This is a genomic window from Sphingomonas sp. GW821-FHT02B09, assembly GCF_059421875.1.
This window is the reverse complement of record NZ_JBWKVV010000003.1, coordinates 305,688-326,028: the sequence shown is the minus strand read 5'-3', so window position 1 is coordinate 326,028 and position 20,341 is coordinate 305,688. Positions and strand designations below refer to the sequence as shown.

Here is a 20,341-nt window from a genome sequence, read left to right as displayed (position 1 = left end):
CACGCCCGGCGATCAATAAGTGACGGCCTTCACCATCAACCCGGTCTTGACCTTGTAGGCGACGGGGCGGGCGGGATCGATCGTCTGCGACCAGGTCGCGCCGGCATAGAGCCGCTTGGCGGGGAGCGGGCGGCAGTCGCCGCCGGCGGCGGTGCATTGCCGGCCTTCGTACAGTTCGACGCTGGTGCTGCCGGTGTTGGTCAGGGCGAGCGTCGTGCCGTCGCGACGGCCGGCGACTTCGCCGGCCATCACCGCGGGGCGGACGATGACCAGCATGTCGTAGCCGACCAGCACCTTGAGCGCCGACCCCGCGGCCGAGACATCGCCCGCCACCGGCTTGACGGTGACTCGATAGACGCGATCGCGCGCCGCGCGCGGCGCCACCGCGGCGATGCGGATCAGCTTGCGCTCGCCCGGTTCGAGGATCATCTTCTGCGGCGTCACCAGCAGGCCGCTTTCGGCCGGATCGGCGCTGGCGACACGCCGCTCCGCCGGGGTGCCGGGATCGACGATGCTCGCGGGTTCGGCGACGACGTACATGCGCTCGGCCCCGGTGTTCCACGCCTCGACATCGGCGCGCGGCGGCCCGGCGGGCGTGAGGTCGACGACGACCTGGCTGAGCACGAGATTGGCGGCGGCGGGCTGGGCGGCCAGGCCGACGACGGCGACGGCGGCGGTCGCGAGGCTCCGGCGCATCCGGGTCATGGTCATGATCCTCTCCTTCTTCACGGCCGCAGGTCGGCGATCTGGTTGACGAACGACGCGCCGACGCAGGCGAGCGTTCCGAGCGCGGCATAGCCGTCGGGCGTCGCCGCGGCGTGGACCGGCAATTGGCAGGACCGGCCGTCGGGCGCCTGGATCTTCAGCACGGCATTGCGGATCGTCTCGATCTGGAAATAGCCCGCGGCATCGGTGTCGCCGATCGCGCCGGCAGCGTGGATCGCCGCATTGGCGACCGGCGTGCCGTCGTGCCACAGCAGCCGCCCGAACATCGCGACGACGTGGCGCGTCTTCCATTCGAGCCGCGCGACGGTGCCGGGATAGACGCTCACCTTTCGCGTGCCGCCATCCAGATGCATCAGTTCCTCGCCGGTCGAGCGCAGGCGCACGGCATATTGGCGATAGGCCGGCACCGACACCGCCAGCGTCTCGCCGAGCCGGACGGTGCCGCGCGTGCCATTGTCGACCAGCACCTCGAACGGGGCGCCGGCGGCGCCCTTGCGGCGGGGCTCGCCATCCTCCTGCACCGAGACGACGATGATCGCGTCGTTGCGCTCGCGGCCTTGCAGGACGAGCGCGCGATGCGTCGCCGCGGCGGTCGTCTGGAAGCCGAAACTATATTGGGTGGCGCCGTTGCTGCCCGCGAGCGGCTGCGCGACATCGGCATAGAGCGCGGCGGCGCGGGTGCGCAGATCGGCATGGCCGCGCGCCAGCGTGCCGCCGACCTCGCGCTCCACGCCGCCCGACAGCGCCAGCTCGCCGCCGAGCACGCGATCGCGCTGCCACGCCCCGGCGATGCCGCCGACCGCCGCGACGCCGCGCTGCGTGCCGCCGACATCGCTGGCGCGCAGGCCGGCGCTGGCGCTCCACGCGGCGGTGCCGCGCAGCCGCTGGAGGCTGATGCCGAGGAACGCCGCGCGCCCCTGGTTCGTGATCGTCGCGTCGCCACGCACCGTCACCTGCAAGCCGCCGCGCTGGATCAAGGGGATGGTGAGGCTCGGCCCGAGGCCGTAGGAGGCGCGCGCACGCTGATCCCGGCGGTAGAAACCCGACAGGGCGAACTGGCCGCGGGGTAGCGCATAGTTGATCGTGCCGTTGACCTGGGTGAAGCCGCCGGTCGAGACGCGCGCCGCCGGGTCGGCGCGGAGGATCATCGCGGTCGCGACGCTGTCGCCGAGCGGGATCAGCGGCCGTCCCCCCGGGCTCCACACCCGCCGCAGATCGACCGCATAATTGAGCCGCGCGGTGCCCGACGAGGTGGCCTGGGCCAGCATGCCGAACTGGCCGTGGAGCGAGGCGAGTCCGGCGGCACGCCATTGCGCGGCATGGCCGAGCCAATAGCCGCCCAGTTCGATCAGTGCGTTGCGATCGGTGCCGAGCACGGTCGCGTCGAGCGCGAGCTGCGGCGTCAGCCGGCGCGCGACGCCCGCTTCGTAGAAGGGCGTGCGCGACGTCGCGATGAAGGTGCCGACGCGGTCGTTGGCGAGCAGCCCGGCATAAGCGAAGACGATCGGGTCGCCGATCGCCGCGATCGCGGCGTTCTTGGTGAAGAAGCGGCGCTCGTCGCGCACCGCGACGCCGGCCTCGGTGACGTGCAGCACCAGTTCGTAGGCGCCGTCCGGCAGGCTGGAGGTGTCGAGCGCCTGATTGCCCGCGTCATAGGTTCGCGAGGTCAGCAGCCGGCCGTCGCGCAGCACGTCGACGCGCGCCCGCGCCGCCAGCGAGACGACGAGCGGACTGCCGGCGATCAGCGTACGGTCGAGCCGGGTATCGATCTGGCTCTGCACGCCGACGCCGAGGATACGCCGCCGGCCGGTGAGATCGATCCCCGGCGTCCATTGCACGCCCGCCGCATAGCGATAGCCGGGCGTGTCGAGCTCGGCCGCCAGCGTATCGGCGAGCAGGCCGTAGCGCGACGAATAGGACATCTCGCTGCGCAAGCGGGCATGGCCGTAGCCGAGGATGGCGCGGTTGAGCACCGTGTAATCGACATAGCTGCCGCTGCCCGCGACGGTGCCGCCGATCTGGTCGACCAGCGACAGGCGCGCCTCGGGCGGCGGCAGATAGCGGCGCTCGCTCGCCGGATGCACCGCCAGCAGCCTCGGATTGAAGAAGAGATCGATACGGAAGCGTGCCGCGTCGAGGATCACGCCGGCATCGGCGGGCGTCAGCGTCCGGCAGCTCGCCGGATCGGCATCGGCCGGGCAGACCAGCCCGGGATGCGCATCGAGATCCGGCGCGGCGAGCGCGGCGCGCGCGGTGGCGACGTCGACCAGATCGGGGACGAGGGCGAGCAGCGCGTCGACCTCGAGAAGGGTGACCCGGCCCGAACCGTAGCGCAGCCGCGTCTGGCCGATCACGCGGCCGCCGACGAAGACGTCGACCATCGCCTCCTGCGGCTTGAGCAACTGGTCGAAGCCGGCCGGCGCGCCGACGTGGAGCTGCGGCGCACCCGCCGGTCGATCCGCACGCGCGCCCGCGGACCAGCAGAGCGCCGCCGCGGCGGCCAGCGCCAGTCGCCAGCCCCTTCTGGGACGGCACCGGGGAACGGAAGCGCCGGACATGGCGTCGCGCCGCTATTCGGCCGCGATCAGCAGCGTCAGCGTGCCCGTATAGGGACCCGCCGTCGCCTTGCTCAGCTCGCTCGACCGCAGCAGGACGATCAGGCTGGCGCTGTCGTTGCCGAGCACGCAGCCGAGATTGAGGCCGAGGCCGGTCGTCGTCAGTCCGGTGGTGGCCACCCCGGCGACCAGCGCGGTACCGGTCGCCCGGCCCGGCGTGCCGCTCCATTGCACCTCATAGGCCAAAGGCGCACCGGCGCCGGCGAGCGTGAAGGCGCGGTTGGTGCCGCTGCCGCTCGCGACCACATTGTAGCGGCCGAGCACACCGGACGAGGAGATGCACACGTCCTTGCTGCTGCTGATGTCCGCATCGACCCCGACCGTGCCGAAGGCGAAGTCGGCGAGCCGGGTGATCTGGACCTGCTGCGCGGCAGCGGGCGCGGCGCCGGCGAGCGCGACGGCCAGCATCATGCCGCCGGACCGGGCGCGCGGACATCCGATGGCCACGCTCCCGCCGTCCGTCAGAGCGGGTTGACGAGCAGCGTCAGCGTGCCTGTGTAGCTGGTCAGCGACGGCATCGCCTGCAACTGCGACTGCGCGATGGTGACGATCAGGCTCGACGTCGAGCTGGGCGTCGTCGCGCAGGTCGGCACCGCGGCGGTCGAGACGAAGCCGCTCGACGCGGTCGATGCGACCAGCGCGGTGCCGGACGTCTGGCCCGAGCTCTGGTTCCACTGCACGGCATAGGTCACCGGCGTCAGCGCGCCCGAGGCGAGGGTGAACGCGCCGCCGGTGCCGCTGCCCGTCGCGGTGATCGTATAGCCCTTGGTCGCGGTGTTGCTCCACACGCAATTGTTCTGCGCGCTCAGCGCTTGGGCGTTGGGCTCGGCATTGGCGAAGCTGATGTCGCTGAGGCCGGTGATCTGCACGCGGCTCGGCACCGAGACGGTGATCTGGACGCTGCCCGTCGACGTCGCACCGAGCGCGCCGTTGGTCGCGGCCGCAGCCGGCGTCGCGGCGAGCGCGGTGAGACCGAGCAACGCCGCCGCGCGACCCGGCAGGAACTTTCCGAAAGCAATGATGTTGAGCTTCATGTTGCGCCACCCAAGTTGACCGACGATCAAAGTGCCGGTGAATGTGCCGCTGGACCGCTCGATTGCTCGAACTGTCCGAATAGTTCGGCGTTGATCCGCTGATCTCATGGCGCCGTTAACATTGCGTGTAACATTTTAACCACTTTGATGTGGGTTATGGGCGATTAGAACCACAACTGTTCTATGGGAACGGCGGTTTTATCTATCGTATATGATATCGTGGTGCGGTTGTGGTCGGGTCGCGCGGTTCGGGCGGTCCGATCATGCCGGGAACCTCATCGGCGCTGCGGAATTGTTGGGGCAGCGAGTGGGCGAACGCCCCGTGTCATCGATCTGAGGACATTATGAATCGTATCAAGCTGGGCCTGTTCGGGGCCGCCCGTCCGTCGAGCGTATCGGCCGACCTACAAGCGCCGAGCGACGCGCGCACCATCGAAGCGCAGGACCGGCTCGCTGGCCTGACCCCGGTCGAGATCGCCACCGCGGAAGCCTTGTCGCGCAGCGACGGCGTCGCGCTCGCCGCGCGCTGACGCGGGGTGGGGTCAACGTTGGTCGCCGCCGTGACCCCAAGACCTTAGTCCGTCACCCCGGGCTTGACCCGGGGTCCCGCTTCTTCCCGATCGACACGTTCAAGATGCAGCGGGACCCCCGATCAAGTCCGGGGTGACGAGGCTCGATGTGGCGGGGTCGCGACCGCGACGAACGTCGCTCCGGCCGCGCGTCGACCGCTTCCGGTCATTCGACCAAGAAGCCCTCGGGTGGCGTGCGGGTGATGAAATGGCCCTTCACGCCCGCGGGCCATTGCTTGAACGCGACCTGCCCGGTGTCGCTGGCGGAGTAGAGCGCGGCATAATCGAGGATCGCGCGCGCCGCTGCCGCGTCCGGAGTGAAACGGCCGAGGACGTAGCCGACCTTGCCGGGCGCGCGCAGGTGGACGGTGCAGAAATCGGCGCAGGCGAAAAGGCACGGCATCTCCTGTACCGCGACGCCGGCATAAGCGGGATCGGCAGCGCGTGCCGCATGGAGCGCCGCGACGAGCAGCGCGCCGCCGCGACGGCCGTCGCCATCCTCGCGTGCGTCCGCGGTCAGGCGGCAGGTACTGCATGCGACCACGGCGGGCCCGGCGGCGACGGGGGTGAGCTTCATCGCGCGACCCGGCGGTGTCCGTCCCGCACCGTCCGCTCCGCGGCGCGGCCGAACAGATCGGCGGCGACCAGCCAGAACAGCGCCTGCGTGCCGATCGCGGCGAGGCGGAACTGCCAGAGCAGCGTCGCCGGGAAGCGCGCCGGCACCTCGTCGATCATCGGCAGCAGCCGCTGCACCAGCGCCACCGTTCCGGCATAGATGCCGATCGCGATCAGCAGCCGGTCGAGCCCGGCGATGCGGCCGGCGAGGCGGCGATAGCTCCACAGCGCCAGGGTCGCCGCCGCCACCGACAGCGCGAGCATCGCGAAATAGGCGGCGGTGCGCAGCCGCACCGTCTCGTGCAGCCCGACCGCGGGCGGGGTCGGCGGATATTTGATCGCCGGCACCAGCACGATCGCGACGAAGGCGGCGAGCGCGAGCAGCAGCGCTAGGCTGCGCGGCCCGACCCGCGCGACCCGGCCGTACAGCCCGGCGAAGACGATCGCGAGCAGCCCGCCGAGCGCGGTGCCGTACAGGCCCATCGCCGTGTAGAGGCCCCAGGTCTTCTGCGTCGTGCGGCTGACCAGTTCCTCGTCCGCCATCGCGTGCGCGGCGTTATGCGCCTCCAGCGCGACCGCGGCGTCGATCTGCGGCTCGGCGAACAGCAGCGCGAAGGTGGCGGCGACCAGCGCGCCGATCAGTCCGGCGAGCATTCCCCGCCAGAGTAAAGTCCTCATCATGACCGTGCGTCCGTCGGGATCAGTGACAGGGGAAGCCGAGCAGGTGGCGGCCGTCGTGGACATATTCGTGGACGTACATGCCGTCGAACAGCGCGAAGGCGCCCTGTTCGGTGCTGACGAAATACAGCAGGATCAGCGCGACGACCGCGGCGAACACCGCCCAGGGGGCGATGTCGGCGAGCGGGATGTGCGTGGTGCCGACGGGAAGAAACGCGTCGTCGAAGGCGGCGGTGGTGCCGGACATCAGTCAGTCTCCTGCCGGGAAAGCGCGCCCGGATGGGGTGGAGGCGCCGGGCGGGGTCTGACTCTCGACAGGCTGGCGCCCGGCGATCACAGTGGCGCGACCGCGCCGGATTTCCACCGGCTTCCCGCCCGGCTCCGATCCGCCATGCTGTGGACGCGGGGCGGGGATGCGTCAACCGATCAGGAGATCCCGCCCGATGCCGACCCGCCTCGTCCTGCTCTGCGCCGGTGCCACCGCGGCGACGCGCGCGGCGCGCTTCGCCGATCCGGCCGAGCCGCTCGACGCCGGCGGCCGCGCCAAGGTGCTGGCGCTCGACCTTGCCGGGGCGGCGGCCGCGCGCTGCTGGGTCAGCCCGGCGGCGGCGGCGCGCGAGACCGCCGCACTGATCGGTGTCGCCGCCGAGGAGGCACCGGCGCTCCGCGACATCGATGCCGGCGCATGGACGGGCCGCAGCGTCGAATCGCTTGCGCCCGCGGCGGTCGCGGCGTGGCTGGCGGCACCCGAGGCGGGCGCGCCGGGCGGCGAAAGCATGGCGGCGGTACGCGCGCGGGTCGGGCCGTGGCTCGACGGGCTGGGCGAGGGGCGTGTGCTGGCGATCAGCCATGCCGCGGTGCTGCGCGCGGCAATCGCGCACGCGCTCGACGTGCCGGTGGCGGCGACGCTGGCGATCGACGTCGCGCCACTGTCGATGGTGGTGCTGTCGCGACACGGCCGCTGGCGGGTGCAGGAGCTGCGCCGCGGCTGAGGCGTCAGCGCTCGACGATGCGGTCGGCGAGCGGTTCGCGCGCCTGCCAGCCGCGGCGCGCCAGTTCGGGGGTGGCGGCGGGTGCCTCGGGATAGCCGATGCAGAGCAGAGCGATCAGCGTCCACTCCGCCGGTACGTCGAGCAGGGCGGTGACATAGGTCGGATCGAGGATCGAAACCCAGCCGAGGCCGATGCCGCGCGCGCGGGCGGCGAGCCACAGCGTATGGATCGCCATGACGGTGGAATAGCGCAGCATCTCCGGCATCGTCGCGCGGCCGAGGCCGTGGCCGGCGGCGGGCGCCTCGTCGCTGAACACCGCGAGCAATTCGGGCGCCTCGCGTAGCCCGTGCAGCTTGAGCCGGGCATAACGCGCGCGGCGCTCGGCGTCGGGCAGCCGGTCGGCCGCCGCGGCGCTGGCGGTATCGACATGCGCGGCGAGCGTCTCGCGCAGGCCGGGCGAGCGCAGCCGCACGAAGCGCCACGGCTGGGCGTTGCCGACCGAGGGCGCCAGCGCCGCGGCGGCGAACAGCGCCTGCATCGCCTTCTCCGCCACCGGATCGCGGCGGAAATGGCGCACGTCGCGGCGCCAGTGGAGCAACAGGTCGAGCCGGTCGCGGAACGCCGCGTCGAAAGCGGGTGCGGTCACGCGGCCGTCCGGCGCAGGAGATAGGTGTCCATGATCCAGCCGTGGTCCGCACGCAGCGCCGCACGCCGCGCGACGATCGCCGCGCCGGTGTCGGCGAGCGGACCGGCGGCGAGTGCCTGCTGCGGCATGCCGAGATAGGCGCCCCACCAGATCGTCACGCCGGCGGGGTCGAGCGTCGTGAACGCACAATCGCCGTCGAGCATCACCGCCAGCGTGTCGATGTCCGCCGGCCAGCCGCTCGCGCGCAGCCGGCGGCCGGTGGTGACGAGCACCGGCGCGGCGAGCGTGTTGAGCGGGATGGCATGCGCGGCGGTAAGCGCCTGCAGGCTGGTGATGCCGGGCACCACCGTGACCGTCAGCGCCATGCCGCCGCGGCGCAGGCGCGCGGCGATCCGCAGGCTGCTGTCGTAGAGCGAGGGGTCGCCCCAGACGAGCAAGGCGAGCCGCCCGCCGGCGGGCAGGTTGGTGGCGATCGCCCCGGCCCAGGCGGCGGTGATGGCGTCGTGCCAGTCGCGCACCGCCCCAAGATATGGGCCGAGATAGGGGCCGTCCGCGGCGCGTTCGGGCAAATCGAAGACCACGACGCGCGTCGTGTCGGTCAGCACCTCGGCGCAGAGCGCGCGGCGCAGGTCGAGGAGATCGGCGGCTTCGGCGCGCTTGCGCGGCAGCAGGATCAGGTCGGCGGCGCGCATCGCGCGTTCGGCGGCGCGGGTGAGATGATCGGGATTGCCGGTGCCGATGCCGATGAGGTCGAGGTGGATCACGCCTCCTCCATCAACGGGCCGTAGAGGATCAATGCCGGTGCCTCCGACACGGTCGCGCGCAGGCGGTCGGCGAGCGCGGCGACGGTGGTGCGGGTCAGCCGCTGGTCGGGGTGGCCGACGTTCTCGGCGAACAGCGCCGGTGTATGGGGTGGCAGACCGTGCGCGACGAGATCGTCGGCGAGCGCCGGAAAGGTGCGTTTGGGCATGAAGACGACGGTGGTCGCGTCGGGATCGGCGAGCGCCGCCATGTTGCGCGCCTGCGGCAGCGTGCCGGTTACGTCGTGGCCGGTGACGAACTGGACGCGCCGCGCCGACAGCCGCCGGGTCAGCGGGATCGCCGCCGCCGCCGCCGCGGCGCTTGCCGAGCTGATGCCGGGGACGATCTCGAAGCCGATCCCCGCGTCGCGCAGCGCGACGATCTCTTCCTCGAGCCGGCCGAAGATCGCGGGATCGCCCGATTTGAGGCGGACGACGCGCGCGCCGGTCGCCGCATGCGCGACGAGCAAGGCCGAGACGTGGCTTTGGCTCGGCGAGGGGCGGCCGGCGCGCTTGCCAACCGCGACCAGATCGGCGTCGGCGCGGACGTGACGCAGCACCGGCCCGGCTGACAGATCGTCGAACAGCACGATGTCCGCGGCGCGCAGCCGGTCGACCGCTTTCAGCGTCAGCAACTCGGGGTCGCCCGGTCCCGAGCCGACGAAGGAGACGAAGCCGCTCATCCCACCGCCGCGATCAGGTGGAAGAAGGTGCCCGACACGCGGCCCCGGTACGATCCGGTGTCGGCGAGCTCGGTCCCCTCCGCATCGGTGACCCGCGCCAGCGCGGCGTCGGGCTGATCGAGGATCGTCGAATAATGGAATTCGTGCCCGGCGAGCGTCGTCCCCGCCGGCAGCGCGGCGAGCGGCGCGTGCAGCGCGGCGCGACGATAGCCGAGGTGCATCCGCCGCCGTTCGTAGCTGGTGACGAGGCCGAGCAGCCCGGCCATGCGGTGGCGCACGCCGGCGGCATCGATCAGCCCCTCGCCGAGCGCCATATAGCCGCCGCACTCGCCGTGGACCGGCCGCGTTTCGGCATGGAGGTGGAGCGCGGCGCGGAACCGCTCCGCCGCGGCGAGGCGGCCGGCGTGGAGTTCGGGATAGCCGCCGGGCAGCCAGACCAGATCGGCGGCGGCGTCCGGCGCCTCGTCGGCGAGCGGCGAGAAGGCCAGGATCTCGGCACCGGCGGCGCGCCAGCCGTCGAGCAGATGCGGATAGGTGAAGGAGAAGGCCGCGTCGCGGGCCAGCGCGATGCGTTGCGCGGGCGGCACCAGCCGCGTCGACGGGACCGGCAGGCGCGTCTCGGCGCCGGCGGCGGCGCGCAGCGCGTCGAGATCGACGTGCTCCGCCAGGAAGGCGGCATAAGCGGCGATGCGCGCGTCGAGATCGGGATGTTCGGCGGCCTGGACGAGACCGAGGTGGCGTTCGGGCAGGTGCAGGTCGGCGCGCCGCGGCAGGCTGCCGAAGACGCGGAGGCCGATCGCCGCCATCCCGACCCGCGCGAGCCGTTCGTGGCGCGGGCTGGCGACGCGGTTGAGGATGACCCCGGCGATCCGCACCGCGGGATCGAAGCGCGCGAAGCCCAAGGCAGTGGCGGCGGCGGATTGCGCCTGACCCGATATGTCGAGCACCAGCACCACCGGCCAGCCCATCCGTGCGGCGATGTCGGCGCTCGCGCCATTGCCGGTCGCGCCCGCGCGGGCGACGCCGTCGAACAGCCCCATCGATCCCTCGGCAAGCACCAGATCGGCATCACCGGCGCGGTCGGCCAGCCCGTCGAGCATCGCCGCCGGCATCGCCCAACTGTCGAGGTTGAACGACGGGTGCCCGCTGGCGGCGCGGTGGAAGGCGGGATCGATATAATCGGGGCCGCTCTTGAACGGCTGCACGGTCAGCCCGGCGTCGGTGAAGGCGCGGAGCAGGCCGAGCATTACCGTCGTCTTGCCGGCGCCCGAGGCGGGCGCGGCGATCATCAGGCCGGGAATGGGGCGGGGCGTCATGCCGCATCGCCTCCGGCGAAGCGCGAGTCCGCCGATTGCGGGCGGAAGCGGCGATCGTAACCGGGCGCATAGAGGCTGCTGTCGCCGAACCCCTCGGCGGCGAGGACGCGGCCGACGAGGATCAGCGCGGTGCGTTCGGGGCCGCCCTCCGCCGCCGCGACGATCGTGGCGAGCGTGGCGCGGACGATGCGCTCGTCGGGCCAGCTCGCCCGCCAGACGATCGCCGCCGGGCAGTCCGCGCCATAATGGTCCGCGAGCTGGGCGGCGACTTCGGCGAGGCGGTGAATCGACAGATGGATGGCGAGCGTCGCGCCGGTCGCGCCGAAGGCCGCGAGCGTCTCCGCCGCCGGCATCGCGCTGGCGCGACCGGAGGTGCGGGTCAGCACCACCGACTGGGCGAGGCCGGGCAGCGTCAGTTCGGCTTCCAGCGCCGCGGCGGCGGCGGCGAAGGCGGGCACGCCGGGGGTGATCGTCACCGGGATGTCCAATGCGCGCAGCCGGCGGAGCTGTTCGCCCATCGCCGACCAGATCGACAGATCGCCCGAATGGAGGCGGGCGACGTCCTGACCCGCCTCGTGCGCGGCGACGATCGCGGCGACGATCTCGTCGAGCGACAGCGACGCGGTGTTCACGATCTGCGCGCCGGGCGGGCAATGGTCGAGCAGCGCGGCGGGCACCAGCGATCCGGCGTAGAGGCAGACCGGCGAGGCGGCGATGCGGTCGCGGCCGCGCAGCGTCAGCAGATCGGGTGCGCCGGGGCCGGCGCCGATGAAATGGACGGTCATGCGGGAATATCCTGTGAGATGGCGAGCGCGCAGGTCGCCATACGGTCCGGCGAGATTCGGCGGGATGTGAGCAGCCGCGCGCCGCGACCGGCGGCGGCGAGCGCGGCGGCCTCGGCGACGCTGCCCGTGCCGCGCGCGGCGAGGCTGGCGCGCGAGCGGGTCGGCGTAACGATGGCGGCGAGCGCATCGGCGGCGATGCCGACCAGCGGCAGGTCGAGCGCGTCGGCCAGCGGTCGGGCGATCGCGAGCCGGTCGGCGGGGATGGCGAGCATCGTCGCGACATGGTCTTCGCTCGCGAAGACGAGCGCGGCGCGCAGCGATGCGGCGGTGGCGCCGGCGCGGCACCCGAAACCCGCGACGATCATAGCGTCACGCTCCACTGGACCAGCGGATAGCTCGACCGCCAGCCGCGGCGACTGCCGAGCGGTACCGCTTCGGCGAGTTCGATGCGCAGCAATTGCCCGCCGCGCCGCGCGTGCCAGCCGGCGAGCAACGCTTCGGATTCGAGCGTCACCGCATTGGCGACCAGCCGCGTGCCGGCGGGCAGGTCGGCCCACAGCTGGGCGAGCAGCGCCTCGCCGAGCCCGCCGCCGACGAACACCGCATCCGGCGGCGACCGGCCGGCGAGTACCGCGGGGGCGTCGCCCTCGACGACGTCGAGCCGGTCGACGCCGAGCGCGGCGGCGTTGGCGCGCGCGCGGGCGGCGCGGACGGGATCGCGCTCGAAGCCGATTGCCCGGGTCGAGGGGCAGGCGAGCAGCCATTCGATCGCGATCGATCCCGATCCGCTGCCGATGTCCCACAGCATCTCGCCGGGCCGCGGCGCGAGTGCCGAGAGCGTCAGCGCGCGCGCCGGGCGCTTGGTGATCTGGCCGTCATGCGCGAACCAGTCGTCGGCGAGGCCGGCGGTGCAAGGCAGGACCGCGCCGTCGCCAGCGAAGGCGATGCCCAGCGCGACGGGATGCGCGATGTCGTCCAGCGCGAGCTCCATCGCGGCGGCGTGGCGGATGCGTTCGCGGGGACCGCCGAGCGCTTCGAGGACGGCGATCCGCGATGCGCCGAAGCCGTGGTCGCTTACATAGCGCGCGGCGGCCAGCGCCGCCTCGCCGTCGCGGACCAGCACGATCGCGCGGGCACCCGGCGCCAGATGCGGGCGCAGCCGCGTCGGCGGCGCGGCGTGGAGGCCGAGACAGGCGGTCTCCTCCAGCCGCCAGCCGAGCCGCGCCGCGGCAAGCGCGAAGGTCGAGGGGGCGGGGTGGGCGAACCATTCGCCGGGTGCGAGATGGCGGGCGAGCGTGCCGCCCGCGCCGAACCAGAACGGATCGCCCGACGCCAGCATCACCACCCGCTGCCCGCGCCGCGCGAGCAATGGCGCGATCCCCGCCTCGAACGGCACCGGCCATGGTTCGACCGGGCAGGCGAGCGGCGGCAGCAGCGCGAGATGACGGCGCGCGCCGGTGACCCATTGCGCTGCGTCGAGCGCGGCACTGCTTGCCGCGGACAGGCCCGCGGGTCCATCCTCGCCGATCCCGACGATCGTCAGCCACGGATTGCCTTCAGCCATGCCCCATCTCCTGATCCTCGGCGGGACGACCGAGGCGAGCGCGCTCGCCGCCGCCTGTGCGGCGCGCGGGGTGGCGGCGACGCTGAGCTATGCCGGACGGACCGCGGCCCCTGCGGCACAGCCGGTGCCGGTGCGGATCGGCGGTTTCGGCGGGGTGGCGGGGCTGACCGCGCATCTCCGGCGGCAGGGCGTCACGCATCTGGTCGATGCCACCCATCCCTTCGCCGCGAAGATGAGCGGCCATGCCGTCGCCGCCGCCACCGCCGCGGGCGTGCCGCTGCTCGCGCTGACCCGCCCGGCCTGGGTGGCGCAGGCCGGCGACCGCTGGACGCACGTACCCGACATCGCCGGTGCGGTGGCGGCGCTCGACGGACCGGCGCGGCGGGTGATGCTCGCGCTCGGGCGGATGCACGTCGAGGCCTTCGCCGCGCGGCCGCAGCATCGGTATCTGCTCCGCTTCGTCGACCGTCCGGACGCGGCTCCGCCGCTGCCGCGATACGATCTGGTGGTCGATCGCGGGCCGTTCACCGTCGCGGGCGACCGCGCGCTCATCGAGCGGCATGGCATCGACCTGGTCGTCGCCAAGAATGCCGGCGGCAGCGGCGCGGCGGCGAAGCTGGCGGCGGCGCGCGACCTCGGCTTGCCGGTGCTGCTGATCGACCGGCCGATGCTGCCGGCGCGCGCCGAGGTGCACGACGTCGCCGCGGTGCTGGCGTGGCTGGGTCATGCCGAGCGCGGCGTATAGAGGATCGGCGCGCCGGTACGCGCGATCAGCCGGGTGCGGCTCGATCCGACGATCACCATCGTGCGCATGTCGGCCATCGCGCCGCGCGCCGCGGGCAGCGGCACGATGCGCAGCGCTTCCTCCGCGGTGGTGACGGCGCGGGCGAAGAGCACCGGGCGATCGTCGCCGCACGCCTCGCGCAGGATCGCGAAGGCGGCGTCGAGCGTATCCGGCCGCGCGCGCGAGCGCGGATTGTAGAAGGCGATGGCGAAATCCGCCTCGGCGGCGAGCGCGAGGCGGCGTGCGATCAGCGGCCAGGGCTTGAGATTGTCGGAGAGGTTGATCGCGCAGAAATCATGGCCGAGCGGCGCACCGGCGCGGGCGCTGGCGGCGAGCATCGCGGTGATGCCGGGCAGCACGCGGATGTCGAGGTCGCGCCAGTCGGGCGGCCCCGCCTCCAGCGCCTCGAACACCGCCGCCGCCATCGCGAACACGCCGGGATCGCCCGACGACACCACGACGACGCGCGCGCCCGCCGCCGCCAGCCGCAGCGCGTGGCCGGCACGATCGATCTCGACGCGATTGTCGCTGGCGTGCAGCCGCAGGCCCGGCCGCGGCGCGATCCGCGCGACATAGGGGATATAGCCGATCACGTCGGTCGCGCGGGTTAGCGCGTCGGTCACTTCGGGCGTGATCAGCGCCGCATCGCCCGGTCCCAGCCCGGCGATCGCCAGCCAGCCGCTGCCGCTCATGGCCGCCGCCCCTGGCCGTGGATCAGCAGGATCGCGAAATAGGGTGCGGTCTCGCCCGCCTCGGCAAGCGGGGTGACGCGTTCCTCCGGCATCGCGGCATATTCGACCAGCCACGCCGCGTCGGTGCGCCCGGCGGCGGCGATCGCGCGGCGCAGCTTGGCGAGGTGGCGGCCGATCTTCATCACCACCAGCGCATCGGTATCGCGGATGCGGCGGGTCAGCTCCTCTTCGGGCAACGTCGCGGTGGCGATGGTCAGCACGTCGTCGCCCCAGGTGATCGGCCGGTCGGTCGCGGTCCAGGCGCCCGACATGCCGGTGATCCCCGGCACGATCCGCACCGGCACGCGGCCGGCGAGCCGCGCATGCAGGTGCATGAACGATCCGTAGAAGAACGGATCGCCCTCGCACAGGACCACCACGTCCTCGCCCGCTTCCGCCAGCGTGGCGAGATGCGCGGTGCAGTCGGCATAGAAGGCGGCGAGGCAGGCGTTATAGGCGGGGTCGGCGACGGCGATCTCGGTGGTGACCGGATAGTCCATCGCATATTCGACCACGTCGGCACGCAACAGGCCGTCGACCAGCCGGCGGGCACGGCCGGCGCGACCCCGTTTGCGGAAATAGGCGAGGTGGCGCGCGCCGCGCACCAGCCGGTCGGCGCGCACGCTCATCAGGTCGGCGGCGCCGGGGCCGAGGCCGACGCCATGGACGGTGCCGGTCGTCATTCGGCGCGGCTCGCCAGCGCGTTGACCGCGGCGACGGTGATCGCGCTGCCGCCGAGCCGCCCGGCGACGATCGCGCACGGCACCGGCTGCTCGGCCCAGAGCGCGTCCTTCGATTCGCACGCGCCGACGAAGCCGACCGGGCAGCCGATGATCGCCGCCGGGCGCGGGCAGGCGGGGTCGGCGAGCATGTCGAGCAGGTGGAACAAGGCGGTCGGCGCGTTGCCGATCGCCACCACCGCGCCGGCGAGATGCGGCCGCCACAATTCCAGCGCGGCGGCGGAGCGGGTGTTGGCCATCGCCGCGGCGCGCGCCGGTACCTGCGGATCGTGCAGCGTGCAGATCACCGCATTGCCGGCGGGCAGGCGGGCGCGGGTGATGCCCTCGCTGACCATGCGCGCGTCGCACAGGATCGGCGCGCCGTCGGCGAGCGCGGCGCGGGCGCGGGTCGCGAAGCCGGGCGAGAAGCGGATCGCGGCGGCGAGCTCGACCAGTCCGGCGGCATGGATCATCCGCACCGCGACCGGTTCCTCCTCGGGCGGAAAGCGGGCGAGATCGGCCTCGGCGCGGATGATGGCGAACGAGCGGCGATAGATTGCGGCGCCGTCGGTTTCGTAGCTATGCGACACGGGAAGGGCTTTCGAGCAGGGCGATGAGTTCGTCGGGCGACAGGCCGGTGACGGCGGCGGGATCGCCGGCACGGGCGTGGAAGGCAAGATCGAAGCGGCCGTCGCGGCCGGTGGCGACGACGTCGGCGGGGGCGGCGCGGGCGCAGCCCTTGGCGCATCCGGAGACGTGCAGCCGTCCGGCAACATGCGGCGCGAGACGCAGCGCGAGCGCGCGCGTCGCGACGGTCGCCTGCGGACAGGCGGGTGCGCCGACGCAGGCGTCGACGGCGAGGTCCGCAGCCGCGCAGGCGGGGAGGCCGGCGGCGGCGGGATCGAGCCCCTCGACCAGCAAATTGCGCCACGGCGTCACGCGGATGCCGGCGACGCCGGGCCGGTCGGCGAGATCGGCGAGCATCGCCGCGTCGGTCCGGCCGAAGGGGAGGCCGATCGCGGTGCCTTGGGTAGGTCGTAGCGGATGCGTCTTGTGGTCCCCGGCGGAGGCGCGATCTTCGCGCAAGCCGACGCCACCTTCAGTGCTCCCGCGAAGGCGGGAGTCCAGAGCCCCGGATACCACAAGACGATGTCCTGCTTGGTCCTGGGTTCCCGCTTTCGCGGGAACACGGGGGGTGGTGGCACCCCCCGCGAGGTTCGCCGGCAACGGGGCGACATGCCGCGCCATTCGTCCCGCCGCGACGCCGCCGCTGACGACGAACCACTCCGCCAGCGCGATCAGCGCCGTCGTTTCCTCGCCCGGCGTCAGCGCGTACCCTCCGGCGCGGCCGTCGGCGCGCAGGATCAGCCCACCGGTCGCATCGCGTTCGATCCGGAAGTCCGCGGAACTGTCGGTCAACACCGGCTCGCGGCCGGCGTCGATCGCGATGCCGATCTTGCCGGGCAGCGGCGGCAGCGCGTCGAGACGGTCGAGCAGCGCGCAGGCGATGCGATGCGTGTCGTCGCCCTCCCGCCAGTCGGGCGCGACCAGCAGCGCGCGGGCCTCGCGGACCGGATCGGGATCGACCAGCCCGGCGGCGACCAATGCGCCGAGCGCGACCGGCCAGTCCGCCTCGCGCAAGCCGCGCAACTGGAGCGCGGCGCGGTTGGTGAGGTCGATCAGGCCGTTGCCATGCGTGCGGGCCACCACGGCGATCGTCCGCGCCTGCGCCGGCGTCAGCCGGGCGAGCCGCGGGCGGACGCGCAGGATCAGCCCGTCGCCCGCCGCCATCGGCCGCCATGCGGTCGGGCACCAGCCACGTACGACGCTCATGCCAGCGACGCCACAATGGCGTTGCGCCGCGTCGGCCACAGGCCCGAGCGATGCAGCGCGGCGAAGCGCGCCTCCATCGCGGCGAGCGCGGCGGGATTGGCGGCGGCGAGGAAGGCGCGCACCGCGTCGCGGCCGAGCGTCGCGTCGTGATAGAGGTCGATCAGCTCCGGCGTCACCACGCGTGCGAGATGCGCGAAGGCGCCGAGATGGTCGAGCGTCGCGGCGATCTCGGCGGCGCCGCGGAAGCCGTGGCGCATCATGCCGTCGATCCACGCCGGCTGCGTCGCCCGGCCGCGGACGACGCGGGCGATCTCCTCGCGCAGGCTGCGTGCGCGCAGCCGCTCGGGATCGCGCGCATCGAGATGATAGAGCGCCGCCCGGCCGCCCGCGACCGCTTGCGCGGCCGCGAACCCGCCTTCGTGCGCGGCATAATCGGCGGCGAGCAGCAGGTCGCTTTCGGGCAGGTCCTGCAAATGGACGAAGGCGTCGGCGGCGGCGACACGCGCGCGCAGACCGGCGGCATCGGCGCGCGCGTCGGGGTCGTCGAAGGCAAAGGACGATGCCGCCAGCCACGCCTCGCCCGCCATTGCGCGCGCGGCGTCGGTATAGGTGTCCGCAGCCTCGCTCAAGTCGAGGCCGTACAACCCGGGCGCGGGGCCGTAGACGCGCGGCGCAGCGGCACGGCCGACGAACGGGTTCCAGTCGGCGGGCTCGTCGCGCGCCGCCAGCGCCCGCACCGCCTGACCGAACAGCGTACACAGCGGCGCGAACGTGTCGCGGAACAGGCCGGAGATGCGCAAGGTCACGTCGATCCGCGGCCGGTCGAGCAGCGCGAGCGGCAGGATGTCGACGCCGGTGACGCGATCGGAGCCGGTATCCCAGATCGGCGCGGCGCCGAGCAGGTGCAGCGCCATCGCGAATTCCTCGCCGGCGGTGCGCATCGTTGCCGATCCCCACAGGTCGACCACCAAGCCGCGCGGATAGTCGCCATGATCCTGCAGATGGCGGCGGATCAGTTCGTCGGCGAGCCGCTGGCCCTGCAGATGCGCCGAGCGCGACGGCACCGCGCGCGGATCGACCGCGAACAGGTTGCGCCCGGTCGGCAGCACGTCGGTACGGCCGCGGTGCGGCGATCCCGCCGGGCCGGCGGCGACGCGGCGGCCGGCGAGCGCGGCGAGCAGGCCGTCGCGCTCCGCCGCGCCGCACGCGCCGCGCCCGAAGACGTGCAGGCCGTCGCCGAAGCGGCTGTCCTTCACGTCGCAGACGAAGGCGTCGATGCGGGTGATCGCCTCGGCGGCGGTGGCCGCGCCGGCGAGATCGAGTTCGGCGGCGAGGCCGATCGCCTGCGCCTCGTCGGCGATGTCGCGCTGCAACCGGTCACGCCGCGCCGGGTCGAGCCCGTCGGCATTGGAGAATTCGTCGAGCAGCGTCTCGATCCGCCCGAGACCCACGCCGCCGTCCGCCGCGATCATCGGCGGCGGCAGATGGCCGAGCGTCACCGCGGCGGTGCGGCGCTTGGCCTGTGCCGCCTCGCCGGGATCGTTGACGATGAACGGATAGAGGATCGGCAAGGACCCGGTCAGCGCCTCCGGCCAGCAGGCGTCGGACAGCGCCACCGCCTTGCCGGGCAGCCATTCGAGCGTGCCGTGCGCACCGATCTGGATCGCCGCATGGCACCCGCGGCTGCGCAGCCAGAGGTAGAAAGCAACATAGCCATGGCGGGGGACCCGCGACAGATCGTGATAATCGTCGGCGCGGGTCGCGGGCGTGCCACGTTCGGGCTGGAGCGCGACCAGCGTCGCGCCACGCAGCGTCGCGGCGAAGCGGAAGGCGCCGTCGGCGACCGCGGGATCCTGTTCGGGTTCGCCCCAGGCTGCGGCGAGATCGTCGCGCAGCCCCGGCGGCAAGGCGGCGAGCGCGGCGCGATAGGCGACGACCGGCCAGCAGAGCCGCTCCGCCGCCAAGGCCGCGGCCAGCGGCGCGCCGGCGGCGGCGGCATGTCCGGCCGTGGCGAGATCGGCGAGCATCGCCTCCGCCGAGGCGAGCGCGTCGAGCCCGACCGCATGCGCCATCTGGTGGCTCTTGCCCGGATAGGTGGAGAGGATCAGCGCCAGCCGCCGCGCCGCCGGCGCGGTCCGCCCGAGCGAGACCCAGGCGGCGACGCGATCGGCGATCGCCGCGATGCGGGCGGGGTCGGCGCGATGCGCGCGGCGGGCGTAGTCGAGGTCAGGGTCGCGCACCGCATCCTGCTTGCAACTGGCGATCCCGGCGAAGATGCGGCCGTCGACCTCGGGCAGCACCACGTGCATCGCGAGATCGGCGGGCGACAGGCCACGCGCGCTCTCCGCCCAGGCGGCCTGCGTCGAGGTGGCGAGCGCAACCTGGAAGACCGGCACGTCGGCGCCGTCGAGCGGCGACTCGGTCTCGTCGCGCGCCGAGAAGGCGGTGGCGTTGACGATCGCGACCGGGGCCAGCGCCTTGACCCATCGTGCGATCCAGCCGCGCGCCTGCGCATCCTTGAGCGACGGCGCGAACAGCGGGACGACGTCGAAGCCGCGCGCCGCCAGCGCCTCGGCGAGCGCCGCGACCGGATCGAGATCGGCGGCGAGCAGATAGGAGCGGTAGAAGGTGAGCAGTACCCGCGGCCGCGCCTCCGGTCGCATCGCGAGCGCCGCGGGGCAAGTGACGCCGTCCGCCTGCGTCCAGCCGCCGACCGGCGGAACCGCACGCACGCCGCGTACCGGTCCCGCCGCCAGTCCCGAGGCGAGCGCGAGCTGCGCCAGAGCCGCCTGCGCCGCGACCGCGCCGCCGGTGTCGCACAAGGCGGCGAGCCGGCCGAGCGTCGAGCCCGGCACCGTCGAGGCGGCGGTCAGCGCGGCGTCCTCGCGCCCGTCGGCGGCGAGCACCGCCAGCGCGATCCCCTGCGCCCGCGCCAGCGCCTCGACCTGTTGCAGGCCATAGGACCAATAGGACCGCCCGCCGATCAGCCGGATCAGTATGCCCTTCGCACCCGCCAGCGTCCGCTCGACATAGGTGTCGACCGACAGGGGATGCGCGAGATCGGCGAGATTGGCGAGCCGCAGCGACGGCAACGGCACGCCGCCGCCGCGCGCGGCATGCCAGCCCGCGGCGAATGCGCCGAGGTCGCTGTCGGAGAAGGACAGGACGACGAGATCCGCCGGTCGCTGGCCGAGATCGCGCGGCGTCGCGGTCTCCTCCAGGCCGTGGCTCTCGCGGAAGACGACGTGCAT

22 protein-coding genes are annotated in these 20,341 nt (G+C 73.3%); 3 read left to right on the top strand and 19 right to left on the bottom strand.

Annotated features, from left to right (window positions below):
* Positions 1 to 12: 12 nt before the first annotated feature.
* Genes AC07U4_RS15945 through AC07U4_RS15930 form a run of 4 tightly spaced genes read right to left on the bottom strand, consistent with a single transcriptional unit; the run spans position 13 to position 4,375 of the window.
* Positions 13 to 711, bottom strand: coding sequence for a fimbrial biogenesis chaperone (locus tag AC07U4_RS15945; RefSeq protein WP_495196075.1), 699 nt, complete (start codon positions 709 to 711; stop codon positions 13 to 15).
* 14 nt (positions 712 to 725) lie between these two features.
* Positions 726 to 3,284: a TcfC E-set like domain-containing protein gene (locus tag AC07U4_RS15940; protein WP_495196074.1), complete on the bottom strand. Its 2,559-nt coding sequence runs from the start codon at positions 3,282 to 3,284 to the stop codon at positions 726 to 728.
* A 12-nt stretch (positions 3,285 to 3,296) separates the two neighbouring features.
* A complete protein-coding gene (locus AC07U4_RS15935; RefSeq protein WP_495196073.1) occupies positions 3,297 to 3,752 on the bottom strand; it encodes a hypothetical protein in 456 nt (151 codons plus the stop codon).
* Between the two features lie 50 nt (positions 3,753 to 3,802).
* A complete protein-coding gene (locus AC07U4_RS15930) occupies positions 3,803 to 4,375 on the bottom strand; it encodes a hypothetical protein (RefSeq protein WP_038665336.1) in 573 nt (190 codons plus the stop codon).
* A 344-nt stretch (positions 4,376 to 4,719) separates the two neighbouring features.
* Between AC07U4_RS15930 and AC07U4_RS15925 the strand changes: the two genes are divergently transcribed.
* Positions 4,720 to 4,905 (top strand): hypothetical protein, encoded by a 186-nt coding sequence (locus AC07U4_RS15925; RefSeq protein WP_038665338.1) that lies wholly within the window; start codon positions 4,720 to 4,722, stop codon positions 4,903 to 4,905.
* A 205-nt stretch (positions 4,906 to 5,110) separates the two neighbouring features.
* Here the strand turns inward: AC07U4_RS15925 and AC07U4_RS15920 are convergent, their stop codons facing one another.
* From AC07U4_RS15920 to AC07U4_RS15910, 3 genes are read right to left on the bottom strand one after another with little or no spacing between them, the layout of a single operon-like run.
* On the bottom strand, positions 5,111 to 5,521 hold the full coding sequence (locus tag AC07U4_RS15920; protein WP_495196072.1) for a DUF1636 domain-containing protein: 411 nt from the start codon (positions 5,519 to 5,521) through the stop codon (positions 5,111 to 5,113).
* Positions 5,518 to 6,240, bottom strand: a complete 723-nt coding sequence (locus tag AC07U4_RS15915) for a CbtA family protein (protein ID WP_495196071.1) — start codon at positions 6,238 to 6,240, stop codon at positions 5,518 to 5,520. The genes AC07U4_RS15920 and AC07U4_RS15915 overlap by 4 nt, the downstream gene beginning before the upstream one ends.
* Before the next feature lie 19 nt (positions 6,241 to 6,259).
* Positions 6,260 to 6,484: a CbtB domain-containing protein gene (locus AC07U4_RS15910; RefSeq protein ID WP_495181245.1), complete on the bottom strand. Its 225-nt coding sequence runs from the start codon at positions 6,482 to 6,484 to the stop codon at positions 6,260 to 6,262.
* 196 nt (positions 6,485 to 6,680) lie between these two features.
* Here AC07U4_RS15910 and AC07U4_RS15905 point away from each other — a divergent pair, with 196 nt between their 5' ends.
* Positions 6,681 to 7,229, top strand: a complete 549-nt coding sequence (locus AC07U4_RS15905) for a histidine phosphatase family protein (RefSeq protein ID WP_495196070.1) — start codon at positions 6,681 to 6,683, stop codon at positions 7,227 to 7,229.
* A gap of 4 nt (positions 7,230 to 7,233) precedes the next feature.
* Here the strand turns inward: AC07U4_RS15905 and bluB are convergent, their stop codons facing one another.
* From bluB to cbiE, 7 genes are read right to left on the bottom strand one after another with little or no spacing between them, the layout of a single operon-like run.
* Entirely contained in the window at positions 7,234 to 7,875 is a 642-nt protein-coding gene (bluB, locus tag AC07U4_RS15900) for a 5,6-dimethylbenzimidazole synthase (RefSeq protein ID WP_495196069.1), read from the bottom strand.
* A complete protein-coding gene (gene cobF, locus AC07U4_RS15895; protein WP_495196068.1) occupies positions 7,872 to 8,639 on the bottom strand; it encodes a precorrin-6A synthase (deacetylating) in 768 nt (255 codons plus the stop codon). The genes bluB and cobF overlap by 4 nt, the downstream gene beginning before the upstream one ends.
* The gene (gene cobA, locus AC07U4_RS15890; protein ID WP_038665359.1) at positions 8,636 to 9,358 is read right to left on the bottom strand and encodes a uroporphyrinogen-III C-methyltransferase; all 723 of its coding nucleotides are present in this window, start codon (positions 9,356 to 9,358) and stop codon (positions 8,636 to 8,638) included. Before cobA ends, cobF begins: the two co-directional genes overlap by 4 nt.
* Complete coding sequence (locus AC07U4_RS15885; protein ID WP_495196067.1) at positions 9,355 to 10,674, bottom strand: cobyrinic acid a,c-diamide synthase CobB; 1,320 nt, start codon at positions 10,672 to 10,674, stop codon at positions 9,355 to 9,357. Before AC07U4_RS15885 ends, cobA begins: the two co-directional genes overlap by 4 nt.
* Positions 10,671 to 11,459 (bottom strand): precorrin-4 C(11)-methyltransferase, encoded by a 789-nt coding sequence (gene cobM, locus AC07U4_RS15880; protein WP_495196066.1) that lies wholly within the window; start codon positions 11,457 to 11,459, stop codon positions 10,671 to 10,673. Before cobM ends, AC07U4_RS15885 begins: the two co-directional genes overlap by 4 nt.
* A complete protein-coding gene (locus tag AC07U4_RS15875) occupies positions 11,456 to 11,824 on the bottom strand; it encodes a cobalamin biosynthesis protein (protein WP_495196065.1) in 369 nt (122 codons plus the stop codon). Before AC07U4_RS15875 ends, cobM begins: the two co-directional genes overlap by 4 nt.
* A complete protein-coding gene (gene cbiE / locus AC07U4_RS15870; RefSeq protein ID WP_495196064.1) occupies positions 11,821 to 13,023 on the bottom strand; it encodes a precorrin-6y C5,15-methyltransferase (decarboxylating) subunit CbiE in 1,203 nt (400 codons plus the stop codon). Before cbiE ends, AC07U4_RS15875 begins: the two co-directional genes overlap by 4 nt.
* Between cbiE and AC07U4_RS15865 the strand changes: the two genes are divergently transcribed.
* On the top strand, positions 13,022 to 13,768 hold the full coding sequence (locus tag AC07U4_RS15865) for a cobalt-precorrin-6A reductase (RefSeq protein WP_495196063.1): 747 nt from the start codon (positions 13,022 to 13,024) through the stop codon (positions 13,766 to 13,768). The genes cbiE and AC07U4_RS15865 overlap by 2 nt on opposite strands.
* Here the strand turns inward: AC07U4_RS15865 and cobJ are convergent.
* The 5 genes from cobJ to cobN are packed head-to-tail and all read right to left on the bottom strand — an operon-like array spanning position 13,747 to position 20,341.
* Positions 13,747 to 14,499: a precorrin-3B C(17)-methyltransferase gene (gene cobJ, locus AC07U4_RS15860; protein WP_495196062.1), complete on the bottom strand. Its 753-nt coding sequence runs from the start codon at positions 14,497 to 14,499 to the stop codon at positions 13,747 to 13,749. The genes AC07U4_RS15865 and cobJ overlap by 22 nt on opposite strands.
* The gene (gene cobI / locus AC07U4_RS15855) at positions 14,496 to 15,221 is read right to left on the bottom strand and encodes a precorrin-2 C(20)-methyltransferase (RefSeq protein ID WP_495181255.1); all 726 of its coding nucleotides are present in this window, start codon (positions 15,219 to 15,221) and stop codon (positions 14,496 to 14,498) included. The genes cobJ and cobI overlap by 4 nt, the downstream gene beginning before the upstream one ends.
* Entirely contained in the window at positions 15,218 to 15,847 is a 630-nt protein-coding gene (locus AC07U4_RS15850) for a precorrin-8X methylmutase (protein WP_038665383.1), read from the bottom strand. Before AC07U4_RS15850 ends, cobI begins: the two co-directional genes overlap by 4 nt.
* Entirely contained in the window at positions 15,837 to 17,090 is a 1,254-nt protein-coding gene (locus AC07U4_RS15845) for a ferredoxin-like domain-containing protein (protein WP_495196061.1), read from the bottom strand. Before AC07U4_RS15845 ends, AC07U4_RS15850 begins: the two co-directional genes overlap by 11 nt.
* Positions 17,087 to 20,341, bottom strand: a complete 3,255-nt coding sequence (gene cobN, locus AC07U4_RS15840) for a cobaltochelatase subunit CobN (RefSeq protein ID WP_495196060.1) — start codon at positions 20,339 to 20,341, stop codon at positions 17,087 to 17,089. The genes AC07U4_RS15845 and cobN overlap by 4 nt, the downstream gene beginning before the upstream one ends.

Coding starts and splice junctions, on each gene's coding strand:
- AC07U4_RS15925 (WP_038665338.1), top strand. CDS start 4,720: ATGAATCGTATCAAGCTGGGCCTGTTCGGGGCCGCCCGTCCGTCGAGC.
- AC07U4_RS15845 (WP_495196061.1), bottom strand. CDS start 17,090: ATGAGCGTCGTACGTGGCTGGTGCCCGACCGCATGGCGGCCGATGGCG.
- AC07U4_RS15935 (WP_495196073.1), bottom strand. CDS start 3,752: ATGATGCTGGCCGTCGCGCTCGCCGGCGCCGCGCCCGCTGCCGCGCAG.
- cobI (WP_495181255.1), bottom strand. CDS start 15,221: ATGACGACCGGCACCGTCCATGGCGTCGGCCTCGGCCCCGGCGCCGCC.
- cbiE (WP_495196064.1), bottom strand. CDS start 13,023: ATGGCTGAAGGCAATCCGTGGCTGACGATCGTCGGGATCGGCGAGGAT.
- AC07U4_RS15920 (WP_495196072.1), bottom strand. CDS start 5,521: ATGAAGCTCACCCCCGTCGCCGCCGGGCCCGCCGTGGTCGCATGCAGT.
- AC07U4_RS15865 (WP_495196063.1), top strand. CDS start 13,022: ATGCCCCATCTCCTGATCCTCGGCGGGACGACCGAGGCGAGCGCGCTC.
- AC07U4_RS15930 (WP_038665336.1), bottom strand. CDS start 4,375: ATGAAGCTCAACATCATTGCTTTCGGAAAGTTCCTGCCGGGTCGCGCG.
- cobN (WP_495196060.1), bottom strand. CDS start 20,341: ATGCACGTCGTCTTCCGCGAGAGCCACGGCCTGGAGGAGACCGCGACG.
- cobA (WP_038665359.1), bottom strand. CDS start 9,358: ATGAGCGGCTTCGTCTCCTTCGTCGGCTCGGGACCGGGCGACCCCGAG.
- AC07U4_RS15910 (WP_495181245.1), bottom strand. CDS start 6,484: ATGTCCGGCACCACCGCCGCCTTCGACGACGCGTTTCTTCCCGTCGGC.
- cobJ (WP_495196062.1), bottom strand. CDS start 14,499: ATGAGCGGCAGCGGCTGGCTGGCGATCGCCGGGCTGGGACCGGGCGAT.
- cobM (WP_495196066.1), bottom strand. CDS start 11,459: ATGACCGTCCATTTCATCGGCGCCGGCCCCGGCGCACCCGATCTGCTG.
- AC07U4_RS15915 (WP_495196071.1), bottom strand. CDS start 6,240: ATGATGAGGACTTTACTCTGGCGGGGAATGCTCGCCGGACTGATCGGC.
- AC07U4_RS15885 (WP_495196067.1), bottom strand. CDS start 10,674: ATGACGCCCCGCCCCATTCCCGGCCTGATGATCGCCGCGCCCGCCTCG.
- AC07U4_RS15940 (WP_495196074.1), bottom strand. CDS start 3,284: ATGTCCGGCGCTTCCGTTCCCCGGTGCCGTCCCAGAAGGGGCTGGCGA.
- AC07U4_RS15945 (WP_495196075.1), bottom strand. CDS start 711: ATGACCATGACCCGGATGCGCCGGAGCCTCGCGACCGCCGCCGTCGCC.
- AC07U4_RS15875 (WP_495196065.1), bottom strand. CDS start 11,824: ATGATCGTCGCGGGTTTCGGGTGCCGCGCCGGCGCCACCGCCGCATCG.
- AC07U4_RS15905 (WP_495196070.1), top strand. CDS start 6,681: ATGCCGACCCGCCTCGTCCTGCTCTGCGCCGGTGCCACCGCGGCGACG.